This window comes from Ruegeria sp. AM7, from assembly GCF_056535965.1.
The window spans coordinates 884,938-901,655 of the sequence record NZ_JBQFJE010000003.1 but is presented as its reverse complement, the minus strand read 5'-3'; the positions used below and the strand labels follow the sequence as shown (position 1 = coordinate 901,655).

Sequence of the window (16,718 nt, the reverse complement as noted above, 5' to 3'; positions counted from 1 at the left end):
CATAGCGTAAGCCACTCAAGCGGAGCCGTTGTTTCCAGACGGCTCCGCGTTTTATCTTGCTCGCCCGAAAGGGGCGAAAGAGACTTATTCCTCTTCCAAAGCCTCGACAGCTTTCTGCAGGTCGTCTTTGCTGACGTCCTTGTCGGTGACCTGAGCCAGCTCGACAATATAGTCGATGACCTTGTCCTCAAAAATCGGGGCACGCAGTTGCTGCTGCATCTGAGCGTTCTGCTGCACGAACTCAAAGAACTGACGTTCCTGACCCGGGTACTGACGTGCCTGGTTCATGATCGCCTGAGTCATCTCGGCATCGGTGACTTCAACTTCGGCTTTCTGCCCCAGCTCGGCCAACAGCAGGCCCAAACGCACGCGGCGCTCGGCCAATGTGTTGTGCTCGTCGGTGGGTTCGACCGGATCGTGGTCATGACCTTCAACGTCCGGGTTTTCTTCGTGCCACAGCTGGTGTGCGATCTGTTTGGCTTCCGCCTCAACCAACGACGGCGGCAAGTCGAACGAGACTTTCTCGTCCAGCGCATCCAGCAGGGCACGCTTCATGACTGCGCGCGAAGCGCCGGCATATTCGGCTTCCAAACGCTCGGCGATCTGGCCCTTCAGGGCTTCCAGGTCTTCAGCGCCAAACTTGGTGGCCAGCTCGTCGTTCACTTCGGCTGCGACGGGCTCTTTCACTTCTTTCACGGTGCAGGTGAAAACAGCGTCTTTTCCGGCCAGATGCTCGGCACCGTATTCGGCCGGGAAGGTGACGTTAACGTCTTTTTCTTCTTCGGCTTTAACACCAACCAGCTGCTCTTCGAAGCCGGGGATGAAGCTGTTTGAGCCCAGAACCAACGGGTAGTCTTCGGCCGAGCCACCTTCGAATTCTTCACCGTCAACCTTGCCGACAAAGTCGAATACGATCTGGTCGCCATCCTTGGCTTTCGAGCCTTTACGGCGCGCTTTGAAATCCTGCGCGGTTTCTGCCAGGTTGTTCAGCGCCTCTTCAATGGCTGCGTCATCGGCTTTGACGACCAGTTTTTCCAGCTCGACTGATTTCAGGTCAACCTCGGGGATCGCGGGCAGAGCCTCATAGGACATTTCGACATGGACGTCATCGCCTTCTTTCCAGTCCTCGTTGGTCATTTTGACCTCGGGCTGCAGGGCCGGACGATCGCCGCTGTCTTCAAAATGCTTGTTCATCGCACCGTCGATGCTTTCCTGCATCGCTTCACCCAGCAGACGCTGGCCGAACTGCTTTTTCAGCAGCGCCATCGGCACCTTGCCTTTGCGAAAACCCTTCATTTCGACTTCTGGCTGCGCTTCAACCAGTTTCTCATTCACTTTGTCGTCCAGCTCGGCGGCGGATACGACAATGTTATAGCCGCGTTTCAGACCTTCGTTCAGCGTCTCGGTAACCTGCATTATGGTAGTCCCCATAGGATTCGGGGCGCGCAAAACGGCGCGCCGGGCAAATTTGACGCCTTCTATTTGCCCAGCCCCCCGCGTGCAAGAGGCAACTGCCCGATCAGCCTTGTTTTGACCGTCTTTTGTCTAAAATTGTTGGTGACTAGGTTCCCGCGACGTGGCAGAGACAGACAGCAACACAAGACTGCCTCAAAGCGCGATCAGGCTTCGATCTGTTTCAAAACAGCAGGCAACTGCTCGGGCAAATCCTCGGCGATCAGACCCGGACCAAAGTTGCGCGCGCATTCCACATGCAGCCAAGCGCCCGTTTCCGCCGCCTGCATCGGACTGAACCCGCGCGCCGAAAGGCCCGTGATGAACCCTGCCAGAACATCCCCTGACCCGGCCGTGGCCAACCACGGTGCCGCACGATCATAGACAGCGGCATTGATCGAACATCGCCCATCCGGCGCGGCAATCACCGTGTCTGGCCCCTTGAACAGAACCACACACCCCGCCCGCTTGGCGGCTTCGCGCGCGGCATCCACCTTGGAATAGGCCGGGCCTTTGGTTGGCGTAGCCGCCAATTTCTCGGCAATATCCGGGAACAGGCGTGCAAATTCGCCCCCATGCGGGGTCAGAACGCAATTCTCGTGCAACTGCCCGAACAAAGCCGCCGGATCATCCGCAAACGCCGTCAGAGCATCCGCATCCAGCACGGTTGCCCGCTTGGCCTGCAACGCAACTGGCACCAGTTCGCGCGCCCGCTCCATCCCCATTCCCGGCCCAAGACACAGCGCATTCAATCGCTCGTCGCCCAGCACCTCCGCAAACCCCTCGGCCCCATCAACCCGTTGCACCATGAGGGCCGTAACCTGCGCCGCCACCTCCATCTGAGCCGCGCCCGGCACCCCAAGCGTCACCAACCCAGCCCCAATCCGCAAAGCCCCCCGTGCCGCCAACCGCGCAGCACCAGTTTTCGCCGCACCGCCCGAAAGGATAAGGGCATGACCGTGGGTGTATTTGTGATGCTGGTTGTACTTGGGCAAGCGATAGAAAGGCGTTCCCATCCACCTGCGCTCATCTTCAACCCGCCCTTGGGGTTCGGCAAGTTTTAGAAAAACCGGCCGAGTTGCTCCCCTGAAAGATGTGGGGGAAAATGCAAATGCATTGTCAAAAGGTTCCCCATTAAATCGACAACGCTGCCGGGATATGCCGATGTCCTTCACGACAAGTTTTCCACATAAATCGGGCCCTTGTGCTAGAAAGTGACCCGGTTTTGGGCTGTCGAAGCATACAGTCAACCTTGCAAAACGGTCATGCAAAGCGCGCGCGCCTCCGGCATCAGCAACCCTGCTCCGTGCCTCTGGTGGAAGGTTTTCCAGCAACTCTCGCGGCCATAGGCGTAGCGGCTCTTGATGCAGTACACGCCCACTGTCCAAGCACAAGCCAGATGGAGCGTCTATGCTAACCATGCGATCAGCATAGTGGTCCCCGTCCACACCAGAAAGGTGGCGAATGACGCTGAACAATTCGCCGTCCAAACCGCGCTTCAGTCCAGTTCCAAATACAGCGTCAACATAAAGATCCGCGAAAGAACCCTTGCGTAAACGTTTCTGAGACAGCTGTTGGACCACACCCAACTCCACCCACCGCTCATAATTCACCCGCGCATCCGGAGGCAGTTTTTCTGCGTCGCCATACAGAAACACCTCAGCGCCCCACCCCAGCCCATGCAACAGGCGCGCGACGACAAACCCATCACCGCCATTGTTCCCCGGCCCGCACAACACCACGGCGCGCAGCGGATCCCCTTCATCTGGCCCCAAATACCTCGGGGAGCTCGAGGGGCTGGCCCCTCGATCCTTGAACTCGGGCCACTCCTCATAAATGGCATCGACAACGCCCTGCCCAGCCCGCTCCATCAGCTCCAGTCCGGTCACCTCACCAGACTCAATCGCGGCCTGTTCGATGGCCCGCATCTGAGCAGCCGTCAGCAGTTCCGTCATCTCAAAATTCCCAGTCGATTCAATTTCGATTACTTTTTATGCAATCTGATTAAAATTTAAACCTAAGCCTATTTTCCCAGCGGCCAAACGGGACCAAATTCGCAATCCGATTGCCGCCCGATCTTAGACGTGGTCACTGCCATCCTGACAAGAGTTAAAGGGAGCCCGGGATGAAGAAGATCGAAGCGATCATCAAACCGTTCAAACTCGATGAGGTAAAAGAGGCGCTGCAGGACGTTGGCGTCCAAGGTCTCAGCGTGATCGAGGTTAAAGGGTTTGGTCGCCAGAAAGGCCACACCGAACTGTATCGCGGTGCGGAATACGTGGTCGACTTTCTGCCTAAAGTGAAAGTCGAAGTCGTTTTGGACGACGATCAGGTCGATGCTGCCATCGACGCCATCGTCTCGGCCGCTAAGACCGACAAGATCGGCGACGGCAAGATCTTTGTCTCGCCCGTAGAACAAGCCATTCGCATTCGGACCGGTGAGACCGGCTCGGACGCGCTGTAATCGAACACTCCAATCAGAGGAATAGAGAGTATGAGCAAGGACGCAGTTCTTCAGCTGATCAAGGACGAAGGCGCAGAATACGTCGATGTTCGCTTTACCGACCCGCGCGGCAAGCTGCAGCACGTGACCCTGATGGCCGATCAGGTTGACGAAGATTTCCTGGACGAAGGCTTTATGTTCGACGGTTCGTCGATCGCAGGCTGGAAGTCGATCGAAGCATCAGACATGAAATTGGTTGTCGACACCGACAGCGCCTATGTCGATCCGTTCTACGCGGAAAAAACCATCTGCGTACACTGCTCGGTTGTCGAGCCCGACACCGGCGAAGCCTATGAGCGTGACCCGCGCGGCACTGCACAGAAAGCCGAAGCATACCTGAAAGCATCGGGTATCGGCGACGTTGCCTACATGGGCCCCGAGGCCGAATTCTTCCTGTTCGACGACGTCCGTTTCTCGAACAGCATCAACAAAGTATCCTACGAAGTTGATGCGACCGACGCGTCTTGGAACACCGACACCGAATACGAGATGGGCAACATGGGCCACCGTCCGGGCGTCAAGGGCGGCTACTTCCCGGTCAACCCGATTGACGAAGCACAAGACCTGCGCTCGGAAATGCTGTCGACCATGAAGCGTCTGGGCATGAAAGTGGACAAGCACCACCACGAGGTTGCGTCCTGTCAGCACGAGCTGGGCCTGATCTTTGACAGCCTGACCAAGCAGGCGGACGAGCTGCAGAAATACAAGTACGTCATCCACAACGTTGCGCACGCCTACGGCAAATCGGCGACCTTCATGCCGAAGCCCATCGCAGGCGACAACGGCACCGGTATGCACGTGAACATGTCAATCTGGAAAGATGGCAAGCCGCTGTTTGCTGGCGACAAATATGCCGACCTGTCGGACGAAGCGATCTACTTCATTGGCGGCATCCTGAAGCACGCCAAAACCCTGAACGCCTTCACCAACCCGGCGACCAACAGCTACAAGCGTCTGATCCCAGGCTTTGAGGCCCCTGTTCTGCGCGCCTACTCGGCCCGTAACCGTTCGGGTTGTGTCCGTATTCCGTGGACCGAAAGCCCGAAAGCCAAGCGCGTCGAGGCCCGCTTCCCTGACCCAGCTGCGAACCCCTATCTGGCGTTTGCTGCTCTGCTGATGGCTGGTCTGGACGGCATCAAGAACAAGATCGATCCGGGCGAAGCCATGGACAAAAACCTGTACGATCTGCCGGCCGAAGAACTGGCCGACATCCCGACCGTATGTGGTTCGCTGCGCGAAGCGCTAGAAGCTCTGGCCTCCGATCACGACTTCCTGCTGCAGGGCGACGTGTTCACAAAAGACCAGATCGACGGTTACATCGCGCTGAAGATGGAAGAGGTCGAAACCTACGAGCACACACCGCACCCTGTAGAATACGGCATGTACTACAGCTGCTGATCCAAGAATTTTCGATGAAAATTCTTTCAAGGGCGCCCAACCGGGCGCCCTTGTCTCATTCCGGGTGATCTTCCACACTAACGACAGGAGGAGATCGCATGGACACCGAATTCACCAACTTCGTGACCACACCCGAAGAACTGGAACGGATCACCGGCGCGCCCCTGCCCCAGATCATCGCCAAGGAACTGCCCACGCTTGACCAGATGTGCCGCGACTTCATCGCGACCTCGCCGTTCTGCCTGATCGCCTCGGCCAATCCGGACGGGCATTTGGATGTATCCCCGCGTGGGGATCCATGTGGCTTTGTTCAGGTGCTGTCGGACGACTTGATCGCCATCCCTGACCGACCCGGCAACAAACGGGTGGATACCTTTCACAACATCCTGAAAGACCCACGCGCCAGTGTCATCTTCTTCGTGCCAGGAAAGATGGAGACGCTGCGTATCCGAGGAACTGCCCAAATATGCGCTGATCCAAAACTGCTGGCCTCTATGACTGTGCAAGCCCGGCCGCCCAAACTTGCACTTCTGATTAAGGTGCAAACTGTTTTTGCGCACTGCCCTAAATGCGTGATCCGCGCGAACCTGTGGAGCCCCGAGGACTGGCCGGACTCGTCCAACCTTCCGAACATGAACGCCATGATGGTCAAACATGCCAAGATCAACAAAACGCCGGATGAGTGGTTTGAGGCCCTCAAGCACTGCGGAGAGTTGGACCTGTACTAAGCCCTTTGCCAGACCAAAGACGCATCGTAAGGTTGGGGTGTGTATTCTGGGATTATTCTGATGCTGCGCTTGGCAATTGCTCTGACCGTTTTCCTTCCTACAGCTGGGCTTGCTGCCCAATGTGGAAACACCAGCGCCGGGTTTGAAGCCTGGAAAAAAGACTTCTCGCGACAGGCAAAACGTGCTGGCGTCAAGAAAAAGGGGCTTCAGGCATTGGCCCAAACGACCTATGCCACCCGAACAATTGCCGCAGACCGCAATCAGAAAAGCTTCAAGTACTCGTTAGACAAATTCATGCAAGTACGCGGAGCGGACACAATCGTCGCGCAAGGGCGCAAACGAAAAGCACGAAACCCTCAGTTTTACGCCGCTCTCGAACGGCAATACGGAGTGCCCGCAGGTGTTCTTATTGCCATCCATGGGATGGAAACGGGCTTTGGTGGTTTTATGGGCGACAGTCAGGTTGTATCGGCTATCACCACGCTGGCCTATGATTGTCGTCGGTCCGAGTTCTTTATTCCCCACGCAATTGGTGCCCTTAAACTGGTCGATCAAGGCAGCATTACGACAGCTACCAAGGGCGCAAAACATGGCGAATTGGGGCACACACAGTTTCTACCCGGCAATGCGTTGACCTACGGTGTCGACGCAACAGGTGACGGTAACGTTGACTTTTACAACATGACTGACGCGCTGGCATCGACAGCCAACTTTTTGCGCAAAAAGGGTTGGAAACCGGGGCGCGGCTACCAACCGGGGCAGCCGAATTTTGCGGTCATCCAGCAATGGAATGCGGCTACTGTGTACCAACAATCGATCGCAATCATGGCGGCCCGAATCGACGGGTGACCCTGGCCACATTTCCGCACAACCACCCCACATTTTGGTCACATTCTTGCCATGAACATTAAACGGCCCCCAAAATGCCTAGGTTTCCAGAGCGTAATCAATCTTTGCAATTTGTGATTTTTTTCCATCACCGCCCAAATCTGCCCTATTTTCCTTGTTAACCTGTTCTTGAACTCAACGTGCGGCGAAGGAATGCGCAGTGACTCCGAAGAACAGCTATCATGGTGGCCTGCAGTTTGACGGCGATACCGATGGCGCGATCGAGCGTTTCAGCGCGATTGTGGCTGCGACTTTGGAAGATTACGGCCATCTGGTAGAGCGTAAAAGCGTACTCGATTCCACCGAAGCCAGCATCGTTTGCAGTCAGTATCTTGTGCGACTGACTCTGGACACTCAGGTGCCAGCAAGCGAGACACGGATCGAACGTGTGGACCGCGCGGCCGGGTTGAAAACGATTAAACGCCCCGTCGTGACCTTGCCGCAAAATCGACTGACAATCACTGTGTCTCCGGTTTCAGAATTGCTGGATGACACTGAAATCTCGGAACTAATGTTGGTGGTGATCCTGTATCGTATGGTCGACATCTGCGCGACCAAACGGATCGAGTGGTTGTCACCCAACACGGTTCTGACCATCGAACAATTCATGAGCGCATTTGACACTCTGCCCCCCGCTAAAAAAAAGCGGAATAGAAAGCAAGTTTTCGAGGCGGTTTCTGGCCCATTTGCGGGGCTGGACACTATTGAGGAAGACCCTCTGGACGAGCCACAAAAAAAGGCGCCGCCTCCGGCAGCCCGGCCGATCCAGTTGTCGGATGAGCAGTTGCTCAGCATCGCTTTTCGGACAGAACCTATCGAGCAGCCAATAGATCAGGAGGACACGCCCCCCCTCGACCACGAACAACCAAGTGACATCCTTCGACTTACAAGTTGGGGACTAACCGGTGCCGTGGCCAGTGTGTCTGTCCCGATCGCGGCCTCAATGGCCGCTGTGAACCTGATAAGGGGCGAAGACTTTCGCCTGAACACCCAGGTACTTGCCTATTCCGTAGCGATCTCTGCTCTCAGCACAAGCGGGGCTTTCGCGGGCGTTGCCAGCGCTTTGGGCATGTAACTCACAAAACAAGACCCTCCTAGGAGGCCCCGCCATCAGGCGGGGTTTTCTATTTTGCGCAGACTCTCTGCTGCCAAAACGTATGTGTGGATCGAAAATATGACTGCCTGCGATTTGGGAAGACGCAGCAGGGTTTGGCGCTCGCTTCGTAAATAAGGCGCAGTACCGGGGTCCTTGATGTGGCGTGGTTCTTGCGCACTGCGTGGCTGGTACAACTCGGCGTCGTCGTACCACAAAGCATTGTAACGCCACAGTGGTCGGCCGGGTTGAATTCCATCAAACAGGCGTTGCACGCGGCGCGCAACGTTTTCGTCGTAGCTGTCTACCGGCAGATGGATGTCTATCAACGGACGCATGAATTTCTCGGACAATCGCCAACTGGCCGGAAAGCACAGTATTGCACCGGTCAGAACATGCTCTTCACCCCGCTTTTGCAGGATGCAAATGTCCTCTTGCACCAAATTGCAAAGGGTCTCCATCGGGTGTTTGCGATCAATGCAAACCTCTTGCCCATCCGGTCGAATGACAGTGCCAGAACACCCCGGATAAGCGTGGTGAAGCACCAGATCCAACACTTCTTGCGCGGCAGGCTCGGCGGCGGGATCCAGCGCCAAAACGTCAGCGCGACGATCGCGCAGCAACGCCCCTCGATGTTGCATCTGTGCGGCGAAGGCATCATCACGTTGCAGCCACGTCTCCATGCTGGCTGGTTGGATGCCCGGCAGGGGCTTTTCCGAAAGAGGGTCGTACGGGATCGAGCTTTGCAAAATCGTCATGCGGTCGACTTACCACCACACCATTCTGATGTCGGTCAAAAAGCGACGAGCCGACCGTCGCAAAATATCAAGACGACAGCGTAATGATTCTCCACGCTTAATAAATAGGCAGGGAGGGCCGCCATGAACACTCACTACCGCGATGGCCGAAAGATCGACCCGACAAAGGGCGCAACCCTTGGCGACGGTACACCAAACAACTTGGACCGGATTGAGATAGGCCCAACACAACTGGCCTTTGCCGAATGGGAGGCCACTGGCCTGACCCTGCCCAATCTGGCATCAATGCGCGAATATCGATGGAAACGTCTGACCCAAGCTGTCGTTGATCGTGGTTACGGCGGCTTGCTGATGTTTGACCCGCTCAACATCCGCTATGCGACCGACAGCACAAACATGCAGCTGTGGAACACACATAACCCGTTTCGTGCCGTGCTGCTCTGTGCGGACGGCTACATGGTAATCTGGGACTACAAGAATTCTCCGTTTCTTTCGACTTACAACCCCTTGGTACGCGAACAGCGCTCGGGCGCGGATCTGTTCTATTTCGACCGTGGCGACAAGGTGGATGTGGCGGCAGATGTGTTTTCGAACGAAGTACGCGCCCTGATCGAAGAACATAGTGGCGGCAACATGCGGCTGGCTGTCGACAAAATCATGTTGCACGGGTTGCGCGCTTTGGAAGCGCAAGGGTTCGAGATCATGGAAGGCGAAGAGGTCACCGAAAAAACCCGCTCCATCAAAGGACCGGATGAGATTCTGGCGATGCGCTGCGCGAACCACGCTTGCGAAACAGCCGTCGCCGAGATGGAGAAATTTGCCCGTGCCAATGTGGGCGACGGCAAGACGTCCGAGGACGACATCTGGGCTATTCTTCACGCTGAAAATATCCGGCGCGGCGGCGAATGGATCGAAACCCGACTGCTGGCCTCGGGGCAGCGTACGAATCCTTGGTTTCAGGAATGTGGCCCGCGCATTACGCAAGCCAACGAGATCATCGCCTTCGACACGGATCTTATCGGCTCGTACGGGATTTGCATCGACATCTCACGCACATGGTGGGTCGGTGATCAAAAACCGCGACCCGACATGATCTATGCCATGCAGCACGCCCATGAGCATATCATGACCAATATGGAGATGCTGAAACCCGGCGTCATGATCCCAGAACTGACCGCCAACAGTCATCGACTGGACGACAAGTTTCAGGCGCAGAAATATGGTTGCCTGATGCATGGGGTGGGGCTGTGTGACGAATGGCCTCTGGTCGCTTATCCGGACAAGGCAGTGCCGGGCGCGTATGATTACCCTCTTGAGCCCGGCATGGTCCTTTGCGTCGAAGCCGCCGTCGGCGAAGTGGGCGGGGACTTCTCGATCAAACTGGAAGATCAGGTTCTCATCACCGAAGACGGGTATGAGAACCTTTCGACCTATCCCTTTGATGCCCAATTGATGGGGCTCGTTTGACCTTTTAATCCGGCCAGGTCGAACGCTTGACGTTACCATGCCAGTCCTCGGCCATCACTGCGCTGACCGAGTGCGTGTTCGGCCAGTTCTGACCGGCTGAAAAACCGATAACCCCCGCCAACGCGATAACGATCAGAATGTCTGGGCGCGGTGTTGCGCCACGGGGTGCGGAAGTGACATGTGCCATGATTGCCTCCTTGGCTGCTTTGCTTCACAAGCCCAAGATGGGGAAGGTTCTTCCTTTATTAAAACGAATATTTGAAAGTCTATTCATCACAATCGGTGATACTTTAACTTCTCTGCTTTAACTGCCATGATCTATAGGGGCGATCTTTCCTCACCTTCCCGTGACGGCCACGACAAATGGGTTGAGCGACCCCAAGTAAGCCCACAGTATTAAGGCAACTCGCGACGTAAGGAACTGCCATGCCCACCGAACGTATTACTTTTGCCGGTCACGACGGCAACCAACTTGCTGCGCGCTTTGACCTGCCGGACGGTCCGGTGCTGGCCACCGCTTTGTTTGCACACTGTTTTACCTGTTCCAAAGACATCCCCGCAGCCCGCAGGATCGCTGCGCGTCTGGCTGGGATGGGTATTGCTGTTCTGCGCTTCGACTTCACCGGGCTGGGCCATTCCGATGGCGAGTTTGCCAACACCACGTTCTCATCCAATGTCGAGGACCTGATCGCGGCGTCGCACTACCTGGCAAGGCGCGACATGCCACCGTCTCTGCTGATCGGGCACTCGCTGGGCGGCGCCGCTGTTCTGCGCGCGCGTGCTGGAATTCCCAGCGTCAAGGCCGTGGTTACACTGGGTGCGCCTGCCGATCCGGGCCATGTATCGCACCATTTCCAAGCAGCGCTGCCCGAGATCGAACAAGAAGGCTCGGCCGAGGTGACATTGGGTGGGCGACCCTTCCGCATTGGCAAAGCGTTTGTTGACGATATCTCGGAATCCGCGATGACGCCTGCCATCAAAGAGCTGAAGGCCGCGCTGTTGATCCTGCACGCCCCACTGGACGAAACGGTCAGCATCGACAACGCCAGCACGATTTTCCTGACTGCCAAGCATCCCAAAAGCTTTGTCACGCTGGACGACGCCGACCACCTGATCACCCGCGCCTCGGACGCTGAATATGCTGCGGACGTTATCGCAGCCTGGGTGACGCGCTATGTCGCGCTCCACCCGCCTGCCCCACCACCCGGCGCGCCCGAAGGCATCGTCCGCGTGACCGAGGCTGATCCGAATGGCTTTTTGCAGGATATTCAGTCCGGCCCCCGACACCACGCAATCGCGGATGAACCCGCGTCCTATGGCGGCACTGACCGGGGCATGTCGCCCTATGGTTTTGTGTCCTCAGGTTTGGGGGCCTGCACCTCGATGACAATACGGATGTATGCGCGCCGTAAACGGTGGCCCTTGACGGGTATCACGGTCGATGTCTGTCACAACAAGGTCCACGCGCAGGACGCCGGATTGATAGGCGACGGCAAAGTCGACCTGTTCCGGCGCAAAATCCGGTTGGAAGGCCCACTGGATCAGGAACAACGCGCAAGGTTGCTTGAGATTGCCGACAAGTGCCCCGTTCACAGGACACTTGAAGGAACGGCTCAGATCACCACCGAATTGCTGGCTTGACGCCCGTTACCGTCGCGGCGACGGGCGATGAATCGGTGGGCGCGCGGTTGGCGGTCGCGCGACCGGCGGGCGCGGTCGTGCCGGAGGTTTCGCAACCGGCGGACGAGGCCGCGCGGGTGGTTTACCAATTGGCGGCACGGGTCGCGCAGGGGGGCGCCCCTCTGGCGGTCTGGGACGAACAGGGCGATCAACATCAATATCGACGTCGACATCGTGATAATAGTCGTTCCATAGCAGCGAGTCATAAAACGGGTCATACCCGTAGCCGACACCTACGGTGACTCCGTCGCAGGCCGTGAGCGTGAAACTGGCGGCACCCAAGCTTAGCGCCAGAAAGGTTCTTCTGATCATTTTACTGGTCATGTCCACTCTCCTCACCGCGCTGCCTGGAACGAATCGAACACCGCGTTCAGGTCGTCCACGTAAGCCGGATCCGCGCCGTCGCGCAGAACAGCGACAGCAACGGCCACACGGTCGCGCGGCAGATCGATCACGGTTGCGGTAAAGTTGACCCCCCGTCCTTCACGGGTTCCGGTGCCACGGATCACCTGTGCGGGAAGCCCGCCGATCCGGGTCAAGACGGTATCGGATACAACCGGGGACTTAACCAGAAACTTGTCAATGTCCTGCAAATACCGCAGCCCGCCATCTATAGAGGCGACCCCGACCGGGGATACGAACCCGATCCAAACCGTATCATCGGTCACAGGCCGGACGCCCATCACCCGCGCGACAGCACGCGGATCACCCAGTTCGGTATCCTCGATCTCGCGCGGGCCACCGGTGCGGACCGCCCAAAAGTCGGGCACAGAAAAGCTGAACAGCGCGCGCCCGTTATCGGTATACGTGACAGGCGTTTCGGCCAAGGCCGGAACAGCGCTTAACCACATCGCCGCAAAAGCAGAGCTCAATCGCAAAAACATATCCAAATAACCTATTGTTTCTTTTAACGTAGACTGACCTGTGATCTTCGGGTTTGTCCAGTCTTGGCACAGCAAAAAACCCGCGCCGGGATTGCTCCGAGCGCGGGTCGTAAATGTAAGTTGTGCGGAAAATCAGGCGCGGGCGTCGCCCACCAGCTTCCACAAAGCGGGGATCAACAGGGCTGCAAGCGCCAGTTTAACCGCATCGCCCACCAGGAACGGAGTCATACCCCACTCCAGAATCGGTTGGTCCCAGCCATAAAGCTGACCCAGCCACAGCAGGCCCGGAACGTAGATCAGGACGTTAGCCAGAACCAGCGCCAACGCCAGCTTTCCGACCGAACGGTCCCAGCCGCGTGCTGCCAAAGCGCCCAACAGAACGGTCGCCATCAGATAGCCGACAAGGTAGCCGCCAGTGCCACCCATCATGTAGGTCAGACCAAATTTCTCGGCCGACGATCCCGCGAATACATCAAAGCCCAACGCACCAATCAGCAGATAGCCCAGCATGGTCACAAGACCCAGACGCGCGCCATATGCGGTGCCGATGCTCAGCACTGCAAAAGTGCCCATTGTCATCGGTACCGGAAACATCGGTACTTTGATTTTCGCGGCAACGGCCAGAGCAACGATGCCCAGCGCGACCAGAACCACTTGCTTGACGCGCAGTGCTGTGCCCTCACGCGGGCCAATCGCGTTGGCCAGTACGTTTGCATTCATCTTCACTTCTCCCCAATTCGGATCGGAATTCCGCAACAGCAATGCCCAATCCGGGCGATCACTTCAAGGTGAATACGTTATCGCAGGACGTATTGCGTGTCCATTTCATAGGATTTTCGCGGCCCGGATACGACCCAACGCACGTTCCAGCGCGGCCAGTTCCCAAAATCATAAGTCGCGTCATAGCTGTCAGGTGCGCAATCATGGTGATCGGCAACCTGCTGCAAACCTAGTTTCAACCGGTGAAAATACCGTCCGTCCTCGAAATGTATCGCGATCCCATCACGATCCGCGTGCCACATATAGCGCCGGGTCCCCTTCATCTCGGCCTGACCGGGAATGCGTAGCGTGACCTCTTCGTCATAGACCAATCCGTGATCGGCGCGGCGCAGAACGGCCGTTCCGTCCGCCTGCACCACCTGCCCTGCCCGCGCATCGCGGATTGTTCGGGTTAAGGTCCATTGGCCTTCAAAATCAAACAAATCGCTGGGTGCGTTCATTCGGACAGATACCCATCCGTGATTTCGCCATTGTCATCAATAAAGCGAATGATCAAACCACTTTGCAAAACGTCATAACAAGCCCACAGCTCGGACGGTGGCCAGGTCGAGCAATACCTGTCCTCTCGCACCGCCCAACGTCCAGCACTGGGTCGCCCCGAGAAGTAATGCGTCACTCCGCTTGCTTCGAAGTTCTGCGTTACGCCCTCTGCGTAGCTAAGTGTCTGCCCGGCCAAAGTCGACTGAATCTCATCTCCGGTCAGCGGCCAGAACTCAGTCGCGGCGGCAAAACCGGGCCAGAGGGCCAAAATAAGGGCAAACCGTCTCATCTGCGCACTCGCACCTTGTTCCTGTGGCGGGTCGGGTTTAAACCCCGCCGCAACGCCTCCTGCCAAATCACAATAAGGTGCCGCTGCCAATGATTCCACGTTATTCCCGCCCTGAAATGGTTGCCATCTGGTCGCCCGAAAGCAAGTTCCGCATCTGGTATGAGATCGAAGCCCATGCCTGTGACGCCATGGCCGATCTGGGCGTGATCCCGCGCGAAAACGCCGAGGCAGTGTGGAAAGCCAAGGATGTGGAGTTCGACGTAGCACGGATTGATGAAATCGAAGCCGTCACCAAACATGACGTCATCGCCTTTCTGACCCATCTGGCGGAACATGTGGGCAGTGAAGAGGCACGCTTTGTGCATCAGGGCATGACCTCGTCCGACGTGCTGGATACCTGCCTGAACGTGCAGCTGACCCGCGCCGCCGACCTGCTGATCGCCGATCTCGAAGGTCTGCTGGCCGCCCTGAAACGCCGCGCGATCGAACATAAGAACACCGTCCGCATCGGCCGCAGCCACGGCATCCATGCCGAGCCCACCACCATGGGTTTGACCTTTGCGCGTTTCTACGCCGAGATGGACCGCAACCTGTCCCGGATGCGCGACGCGCGGGCCGAGATTGCAACCGGCGCCATCAGCGGCGCGGTCGGCACCTTTGCCAATGTCGATCCCGCGGTTGAAGAGCATGTTTGCGACAAACTAGGTCTGGTGCCCGAGCCGATCAGCACGCAGGTCATCCCGCGCGACCGTCACGCCGCCTTCTTTGCGACACTGGGCGTGATCGCAAGCAGCATCGAAAACATCGCTATCGAAATCCGCCATATGCAGCGGACCGAGGTTCTGGAAGGGGCCGAGTTCTTCTCGATGGGCCAAAAAGGCTCGTCTGCGATGCCGCATAAGAAGAACCCAGTTTTGACCGAAAACCTGACCGGTCTGGCGCGTATGGTCCGCGCCGCCGTGATTCCGGCGATGGAGAACGTGGCCCTGTGGCACGAGCGTGATATTTCACATTCCTCGGTTGAACGGATGATTGGCCCGGATGCGACGATCACGCTGGACTTTGCGCTGGCCCGTCTGACCGGTGTGATCGACAAGATGCTGATCTTCCCTGAAAACATGCTGGAGAACATGAACAAGTTCCCCGGTCTGGTCATGAGCCAACGGGTTCTGCTGGCCCTGACCCAAGCGGGTGTCAGCCGCGAAGACGCCTATGCCATGGTCCAGCGCAATGCGTTGAAGGTTTGGGAACATCGCACTGATTTCAAAAAAGAACTGCTGGCCGATGCGGATGTCACTGCCGCCCTCAGCCCCGCCGAGATCGAAGAGAAATTCGACCTTGGTTATCACACCAAACATGTAGACACGATCTTCGCCCGCGTCTTCGGCGAGTGAGCTGACTATTATCAATCCTTTCAAAGGCCCGGACTGCATTGGCGGATCCGGGCCTTGTTCTTTTGAAAATTCGACCAAATTCAGATAGAATGCTTGTGTATTTCCAATCAGGAGAAACACAATGATCCGATCTCTTATCTGCGCGTTGGCGCTGGCAAGTTCGACCACCGCCGCTTTGGCTTGCGGTGCGCACACGGAACAAACACAGTCCTGTGCGCCCGGAACCTCTTGGGACGCGGTAAGCCACAGCTGTAAAGAAAACGTCAGCGGCTAAGAAATTATTTCCTACTCGTGAATAAAAGCGAGCCTGCGGTTGTTAGCTTTTTGTCAGATCGCACTATGATTGATCAGAACAGCCCAGAGAACGGAGTAGGAATATGCGCCTCGTACTAGCTTCTGCCATTGCCCTTCAGGCATTTGCATTCGCACCCGCCGTATATGCAGCGGGTGGAAACGACACCCGTCCCCCCAAAACAACGAACACGACAAAGAAATGCCTGTTTGGTCGGGTGTATGACAAAGATCGTGGCCGTTGCGTAAAGCCCGACAAAACCAGCTTTTCGGAAGACGAACTGTATAGTGCAGTGCGCGAACTTGCGTATGACGGACAATTCGAAAATGCCCAAAGCATTCTGCGCATCATGGATCAGGACGATGATCGCGTGCAGACCTATTGGGGCTTTACCTTCCGCAAGATGGGTAAGCTGGAACTGGCAAATGCCTATTACCAGGACGCCATCAAGACGAACCCTGACAACATTCTTGCACGGTCCTATATGGCGCAGGGATTTGTGGCCGCGGGTAAAACTGATCTGGCCATCGAACAATGGCGCGAGATCAAGGCACGCGGTGGTGAGGGTACTTGGGCCGAGGCATCCCTGCGCGAGGCGATCCGCAGCGGGCTGACCTTCAACTACTAAGCTT

The 16,718-nt window shown here is 57.0% G+C and carries 19 protein-coding genes; 10 read left to right on the top strand and 9 right to left on the bottom strand.

From position 1 onward, the window contains the following. Positions 1 to 84: 84 nt before the first annotated feature. Positions 85 to 1,416: a trigger factor gene (tig, locus tag ACR3EG_RS08195; RefSeq protein ID WP_480495921.1), complete on the bottom strand. Its 1,332-nt coding sequence runs from the start codon at positions 1,414 to 1,416 to the stop codon at positions 85 to 87. A 203-nt stretch (positions 1,417 to 1,619) separates the two neighbouring features. Continuing rightward, positions 1,620 to 3,407 carry an NAD(P)H-hydrate dehydratase gene (locus tag ACR3EG_RS08190; RefSeq protein ID WP_480494801.1) on the bottom strand — a complete coding sequence of 596 codons (1,788 nt, stop codon included), beginning with the start codon at positions 3,405 to 3,407 and terminating at the stop codon, positions 1,620 to 1,622. A gap of 170 nt (positions 3,408 to 3,577) precedes the next feature. On the opposite strand from ACR3EG_RS08190, the gene ACR3EG_RS08185 reads away from it, so the two are divergent. The 5 genes from ACR3EG_RS08185 to ACR3EG_RS08165 all read left to right on the top strand — a co-directional run bounded on the left by ACR3EG_RS08185 (position 3,578) and on the right by ACR3EG_RS08165 (position 8,044). Beyond that, positions 3,578 to 3,916 carry a P-II family nitrogen regulator gene (locus ACR3EG_RS08185; protein ID WP_170472761.1) on the top strand — a complete coding sequence of 113 codons (339 nt, stop codon included), beginning with the start codon at positions 3,578 to 3,580 and terminating at the stop codon, positions 3,914 to 3,916. A 30-nt stretch (positions 3,917 to 3,946) separates the two neighbouring features. After that, a complete protein-coding gene (glnA, locus tag ACR3EG_RS08180; protein WP_480494799.1) occupies positions 3,947 to 5,353 on the top strand; it encodes a type I glutamate--ammonia ligase in 1,407 nt (468 codons plus the stop codon). Positions 5,354 to 5,451: 98 nt separating this feature from the next. Further along, positions 5,452 to 6,081, top strand: coding sequence for an MSMEG_1061 family FMN-dependent PPOX-type flavoprotein (locus ACR3EG_RS08175; protein ID WP_480494797.1), 630 nt, complete (start codon positions 5,452 to 5,454; stop codon positions 6,079 to 6,081). A 60-nt stretch (positions 6,082 to 6,141) separates the two neighbouring features. Beyond that, on the top strand, positions 6,142 to 6,930 hold the full coding sequence (locus ACR3EG_RS08170; RefSeq protein WP_170752551.1) for a lytic murein transglycosylase: 789 nt from the start codon (positions 6,142 to 6,144) through the stop codon (positions 6,928 to 6,930). A 199-nt stretch (positions 6,931 to 7,129) separates the two neighbouring features. Further along, entirely contained in the window at positions 7,130 to 8,044 is a 915-nt protein-coding gene (locus ACR3EG_RS08165; RefSeq protein WP_480494795.1) for a hypothetical protein, read from the top strand. Positions 8,045 to 8,079: 35 nt separating this feature from the next. On the opposite strand, the gene ACR3EG_RS08160 is transcribed toward ACR3EG_RS08165, so the two are convergent. Then, positions 8,080 to 8,820 carry a heme-dependent oxidative N-demethylase family protein gene (locus ACR3EG_RS08160; protein WP_480494793.1) on the bottom strand — a complete coding sequence of 247 codons (741 nt, stop codon included), beginning with the start codon at positions 8,818 to 8,820 and terminating at the stop codon, positions 8,080 to 8,082. 123 nt (positions 8,821 to 8,943) lie between these two features. Between ACR3EG_RS08160 and dddP the strand changes: the two genes are divergently transcribed. After that, positions 8,944 to 10,287 (top strand): dimethylsulfonioproprionate lyase DddP, encoded by a 1,344-nt coding sequence (gene dddP, locus ACR3EG_RS08155; RefSeq protein ID WP_480494791.1) that lies wholly within the window; start codon positions 8,944 to 8,946, stop codon positions 10,285 to 10,287. 4 nt (positions 10,288 to 10,291) lie between these two features. Here the strand turns inward: dddP and ACR3EG_RS08150 are convergent, their stop codons facing one another. Continuing rightward, on the bottom strand, positions 10,292 to 10,474 hold the full coding sequence (locus ACR3EG_RS08150; RefSeq protein WP_480494790.1) for a hypothetical protein: 183 nt from the start codon (positions 10,472 to 10,474) through the stop codon (positions 10,292 to 10,294). Positions 10,475 to 10,713: 239 nt separating this feature from the next. On the opposite strand from ACR3EG_RS08150, the gene ACR3EG_RS08145 reads away from it, so the two are divergent. After that, positions 10,714 to 11,928: a bifunctional alpha/beta hydrolase/OsmC family protein gene (locus tag ACR3EG_RS08145; protein ID WP_170752542.1), complete on the top strand. Its 1,215-nt coding sequence runs from the start codon at positions 10,714 to 10,716 to the stop codon at positions 11,926 to 11,928. A 6-nt stretch (positions 11,929 to 11,934) separates the two neighbouring features. Here ACR3EG_RS08145 and ACR3EG_RS08140 read toward each other — a convergent pair whose 3' ends face one another. From ACR3EG_RS08140 to ACR3EG_RS08120, 5 genes are all read right to left on the bottom strand, one after another. Continuing rightward, on the bottom strand, positions 11,935 to 12,291 hold the full coding sequence (locus ACR3EG_RS08140; protein WP_480494789.1) for a hypothetical protein: 357 nt from the start codon (positions 12,289 to 12,291) through the stop codon (positions 11,935 to 11,937). Between the two features lie 11 nt (positions 12,292 to 12,302). After that, a complete protein-coding gene (locus ACR3EG_RS08135) occupies positions 12,303 to 12,851 on the bottom strand; it encodes a hypothetical protein (protein ID WP_480494787.1) in 549 nt (182 codons plus the stop codon). Positions 12,852 to 12,983: 132 nt separating this feature from the next. After that, a complete protein-coding gene (locus tag ACR3EG_RS08130; RefSeq protein ID WP_170354541.1) occupies positions 12,984 to 13,571 on the bottom strand; it encodes a biotin transporter BioY in 588 nt (195 codons plus the stop codon). Positions 13,572 to 13,648: 77 nt separating this feature from the next. Then, positions 13,649 to 14,071 (bottom strand): DUF6314 family protein, encoded by a 423-nt coding sequence (locus tag ACR3EG_RS08125; RefSeq protein WP_480494785.1) that lies wholly within the window; start codon positions 14,069 to 14,071, stop codon positions 13,649 to 13,651. Then, entirely contained in the window at positions 14,068 to 14,400 is a 333-nt protein-coding gene (locus tag ACR3EG_RS08120; RefSeq protein WP_170354543.1) for a hypothetical protein, read from the bottom strand. The genes ACR3EG_RS08125 and ACR3EG_RS08120 overlap by 4 nt, the downstream gene beginning before the upstream one ends. Before the next feature lie 89 nt (positions 14,401 to 14,489). Here ACR3EG_RS08120 and purB point away from each other — a divergent pair, with 89 nt between their 5' ends. The 3 genes from purB to ACR3EG_RS08105 all read left to right on the top strand — a co-directional run bounded on the left by purB (position 14,490) and on the right by ACR3EG_RS08105 (position 16,714). Continuing rightward, positions 14,490 to 15,794 carry an adenylosuccinate lyase gene (purB, locus tag ACR3EG_RS08115; RefSeq protein ID WP_480494783.1) on the top strand — a complete coding sequence of 435 codons (1,305 nt, stop codon included), beginning with the start codon at positions 14,490 to 14,492 and terminating at the stop codon, positions 15,792 to 15,794. Positions 15,795 to 15,915: 121 nt separating this feature from the next. Further along, positions 15,916 to 16,068 (top strand): adenylosuccinate lyase, encoded by a 153-nt coding sequence (locus ACR3EG_RS08110; RefSeq protein WP_170752535.1) that lies wholly within the window; start codon positions 15,916 to 15,918, stop codon positions 16,066 to 16,068. A gap of 103 nt (positions 16,069 to 16,171) precedes the next feature. Further along, entirely contained in the window at positions 16,172 to 16,714 is a 543-nt protein-coding gene (locus ACR3EG_RS08105; RefSeq protein WP_480494781.1) for a tetratricopeptide repeat protein, read from the top strand. Positions 16,715 to 16,718 lie beyond the last annotated feature (4 nt).

Coding starts and splice junctions, on each gene's coding strand:
- tig (WP_480495921.1), bottom strand. CDS start 1,416: ATGCAGGTTACCGAGACGCTGAACGAAGGTCTGAAACGCGGCTATAAC.
- ACR3EG_RS08190 (WP_480494801.1), bottom strand. CDS start 3,407: ATGACGGAACTGCTGACGGCTGCTCAGATGCGGGCCATCGAACAGGCC.
- ACR3EG_RS08185 (WP_170472761.1), top strand. CDS start 3,578: ATGAAGAAGATCGAAGCGATCATCAAACCGTTCAAACTCGATGAGGTA.
- glnA (WP_480494799.1), top strand. CDS start 3,947: ATGAGCAAGGACGCAGTTCTTCAGCTGATCAAGGACGAAGGCGCAGAA.
- ACR3EG_RS08175 (WP_480494797.1), top strand. CDS start 5,452: ATGGACACCGAATTCACCAACTTCGTGACCACACCCGAAGAACTGGAA.
- ACR3EG_RS08170 (WP_170752551.1), top strand. CDS start 6,142: ATGCTGCGCTTGGCAATTGCTCTGACCGTTTTCCTTCCTACAGCTGGG.
- ACR3EG_RS08160 (WP_480494793.1), bottom strand. CDS start 8,820: ATGACGATTTTGCAAAGCTCGATCCCGTACGACCCTCTTTCGGAAAAG.
- dddP (WP_480494791.1), top strand. CDS start 8,944: ATGAACACTCACTACCGCGATGGCCGAAAGATCGACCCGACAAAGGGC.
- ACR3EG_RS08150 (WP_480494790.1), bottom strand. CDS start 10,474: ATGGCACATGTCACTTCCGCACCCCGTGGCGCAACACCGCGCCCAGAC.
- ACR3EG_RS08145 (WP_170752542.1), top strand. CDS start 10,714: ATGCCCACCGAACGTATTACTTTTGCCGGTCACGACGGCAACCAACTT.
- ACR3EG_RS08140 (WP_480494789.1), bottom strand. CDS start 12,291: ATGACCAGTAAAATGATCAGAAGAACCTTTCTGGCGCTAAGCTTGGGT.
- ACR3EG_RS08135 (WP_480494787.1), bottom strand. CDS start 12,851: ATGTTTTTGCGATTGAGCTCTGCTTTTGCGGCGATGTGGTTAAGCGCT.
- ACR3EG_RS08130 (WP_170354541.1), bottom strand. CDS start 13,571: ATGAATGCAAACGTACTGGCCAACGCGATTGGCCCGCGTGAGGGCACA.
- ACR3EG_RS08125 (WP_480494785.1), bottom strand. CDS start 14,071: ATGAACGCACCCAGCGATTTGTTTGATTTTGAAGGCCAATGGACCTTA.
- ACR3EG_RS08120 (WP_170354543.1), bottom strand. CDS start 14,400: ATGAGACGGTTTGCCCTTATTTTGGCCCTCTGGCCCGGTTTTGCCGCC.
- purB (WP_480494783.1), top strand. CDS start 14,490: ATGATTCCACGTTATTCCCGCCCTGAAATGGTTGCCATCTGGTCGCCC.
- ACR3EG_RS08110 (WP_170752535.1), top strand. CDS start 15,916: ATGATCCGATCTCTTATCTGCGCGTTGGCGCTGGCAAGTTCGACCACC.
- ACR3EG_RS08105 (WP_480494781.1), top strand. CDS start 16,172: ATGCGCCTCGTACTAGCTTCTGCCATTGCCCTTCAGGCATTTGCATTC.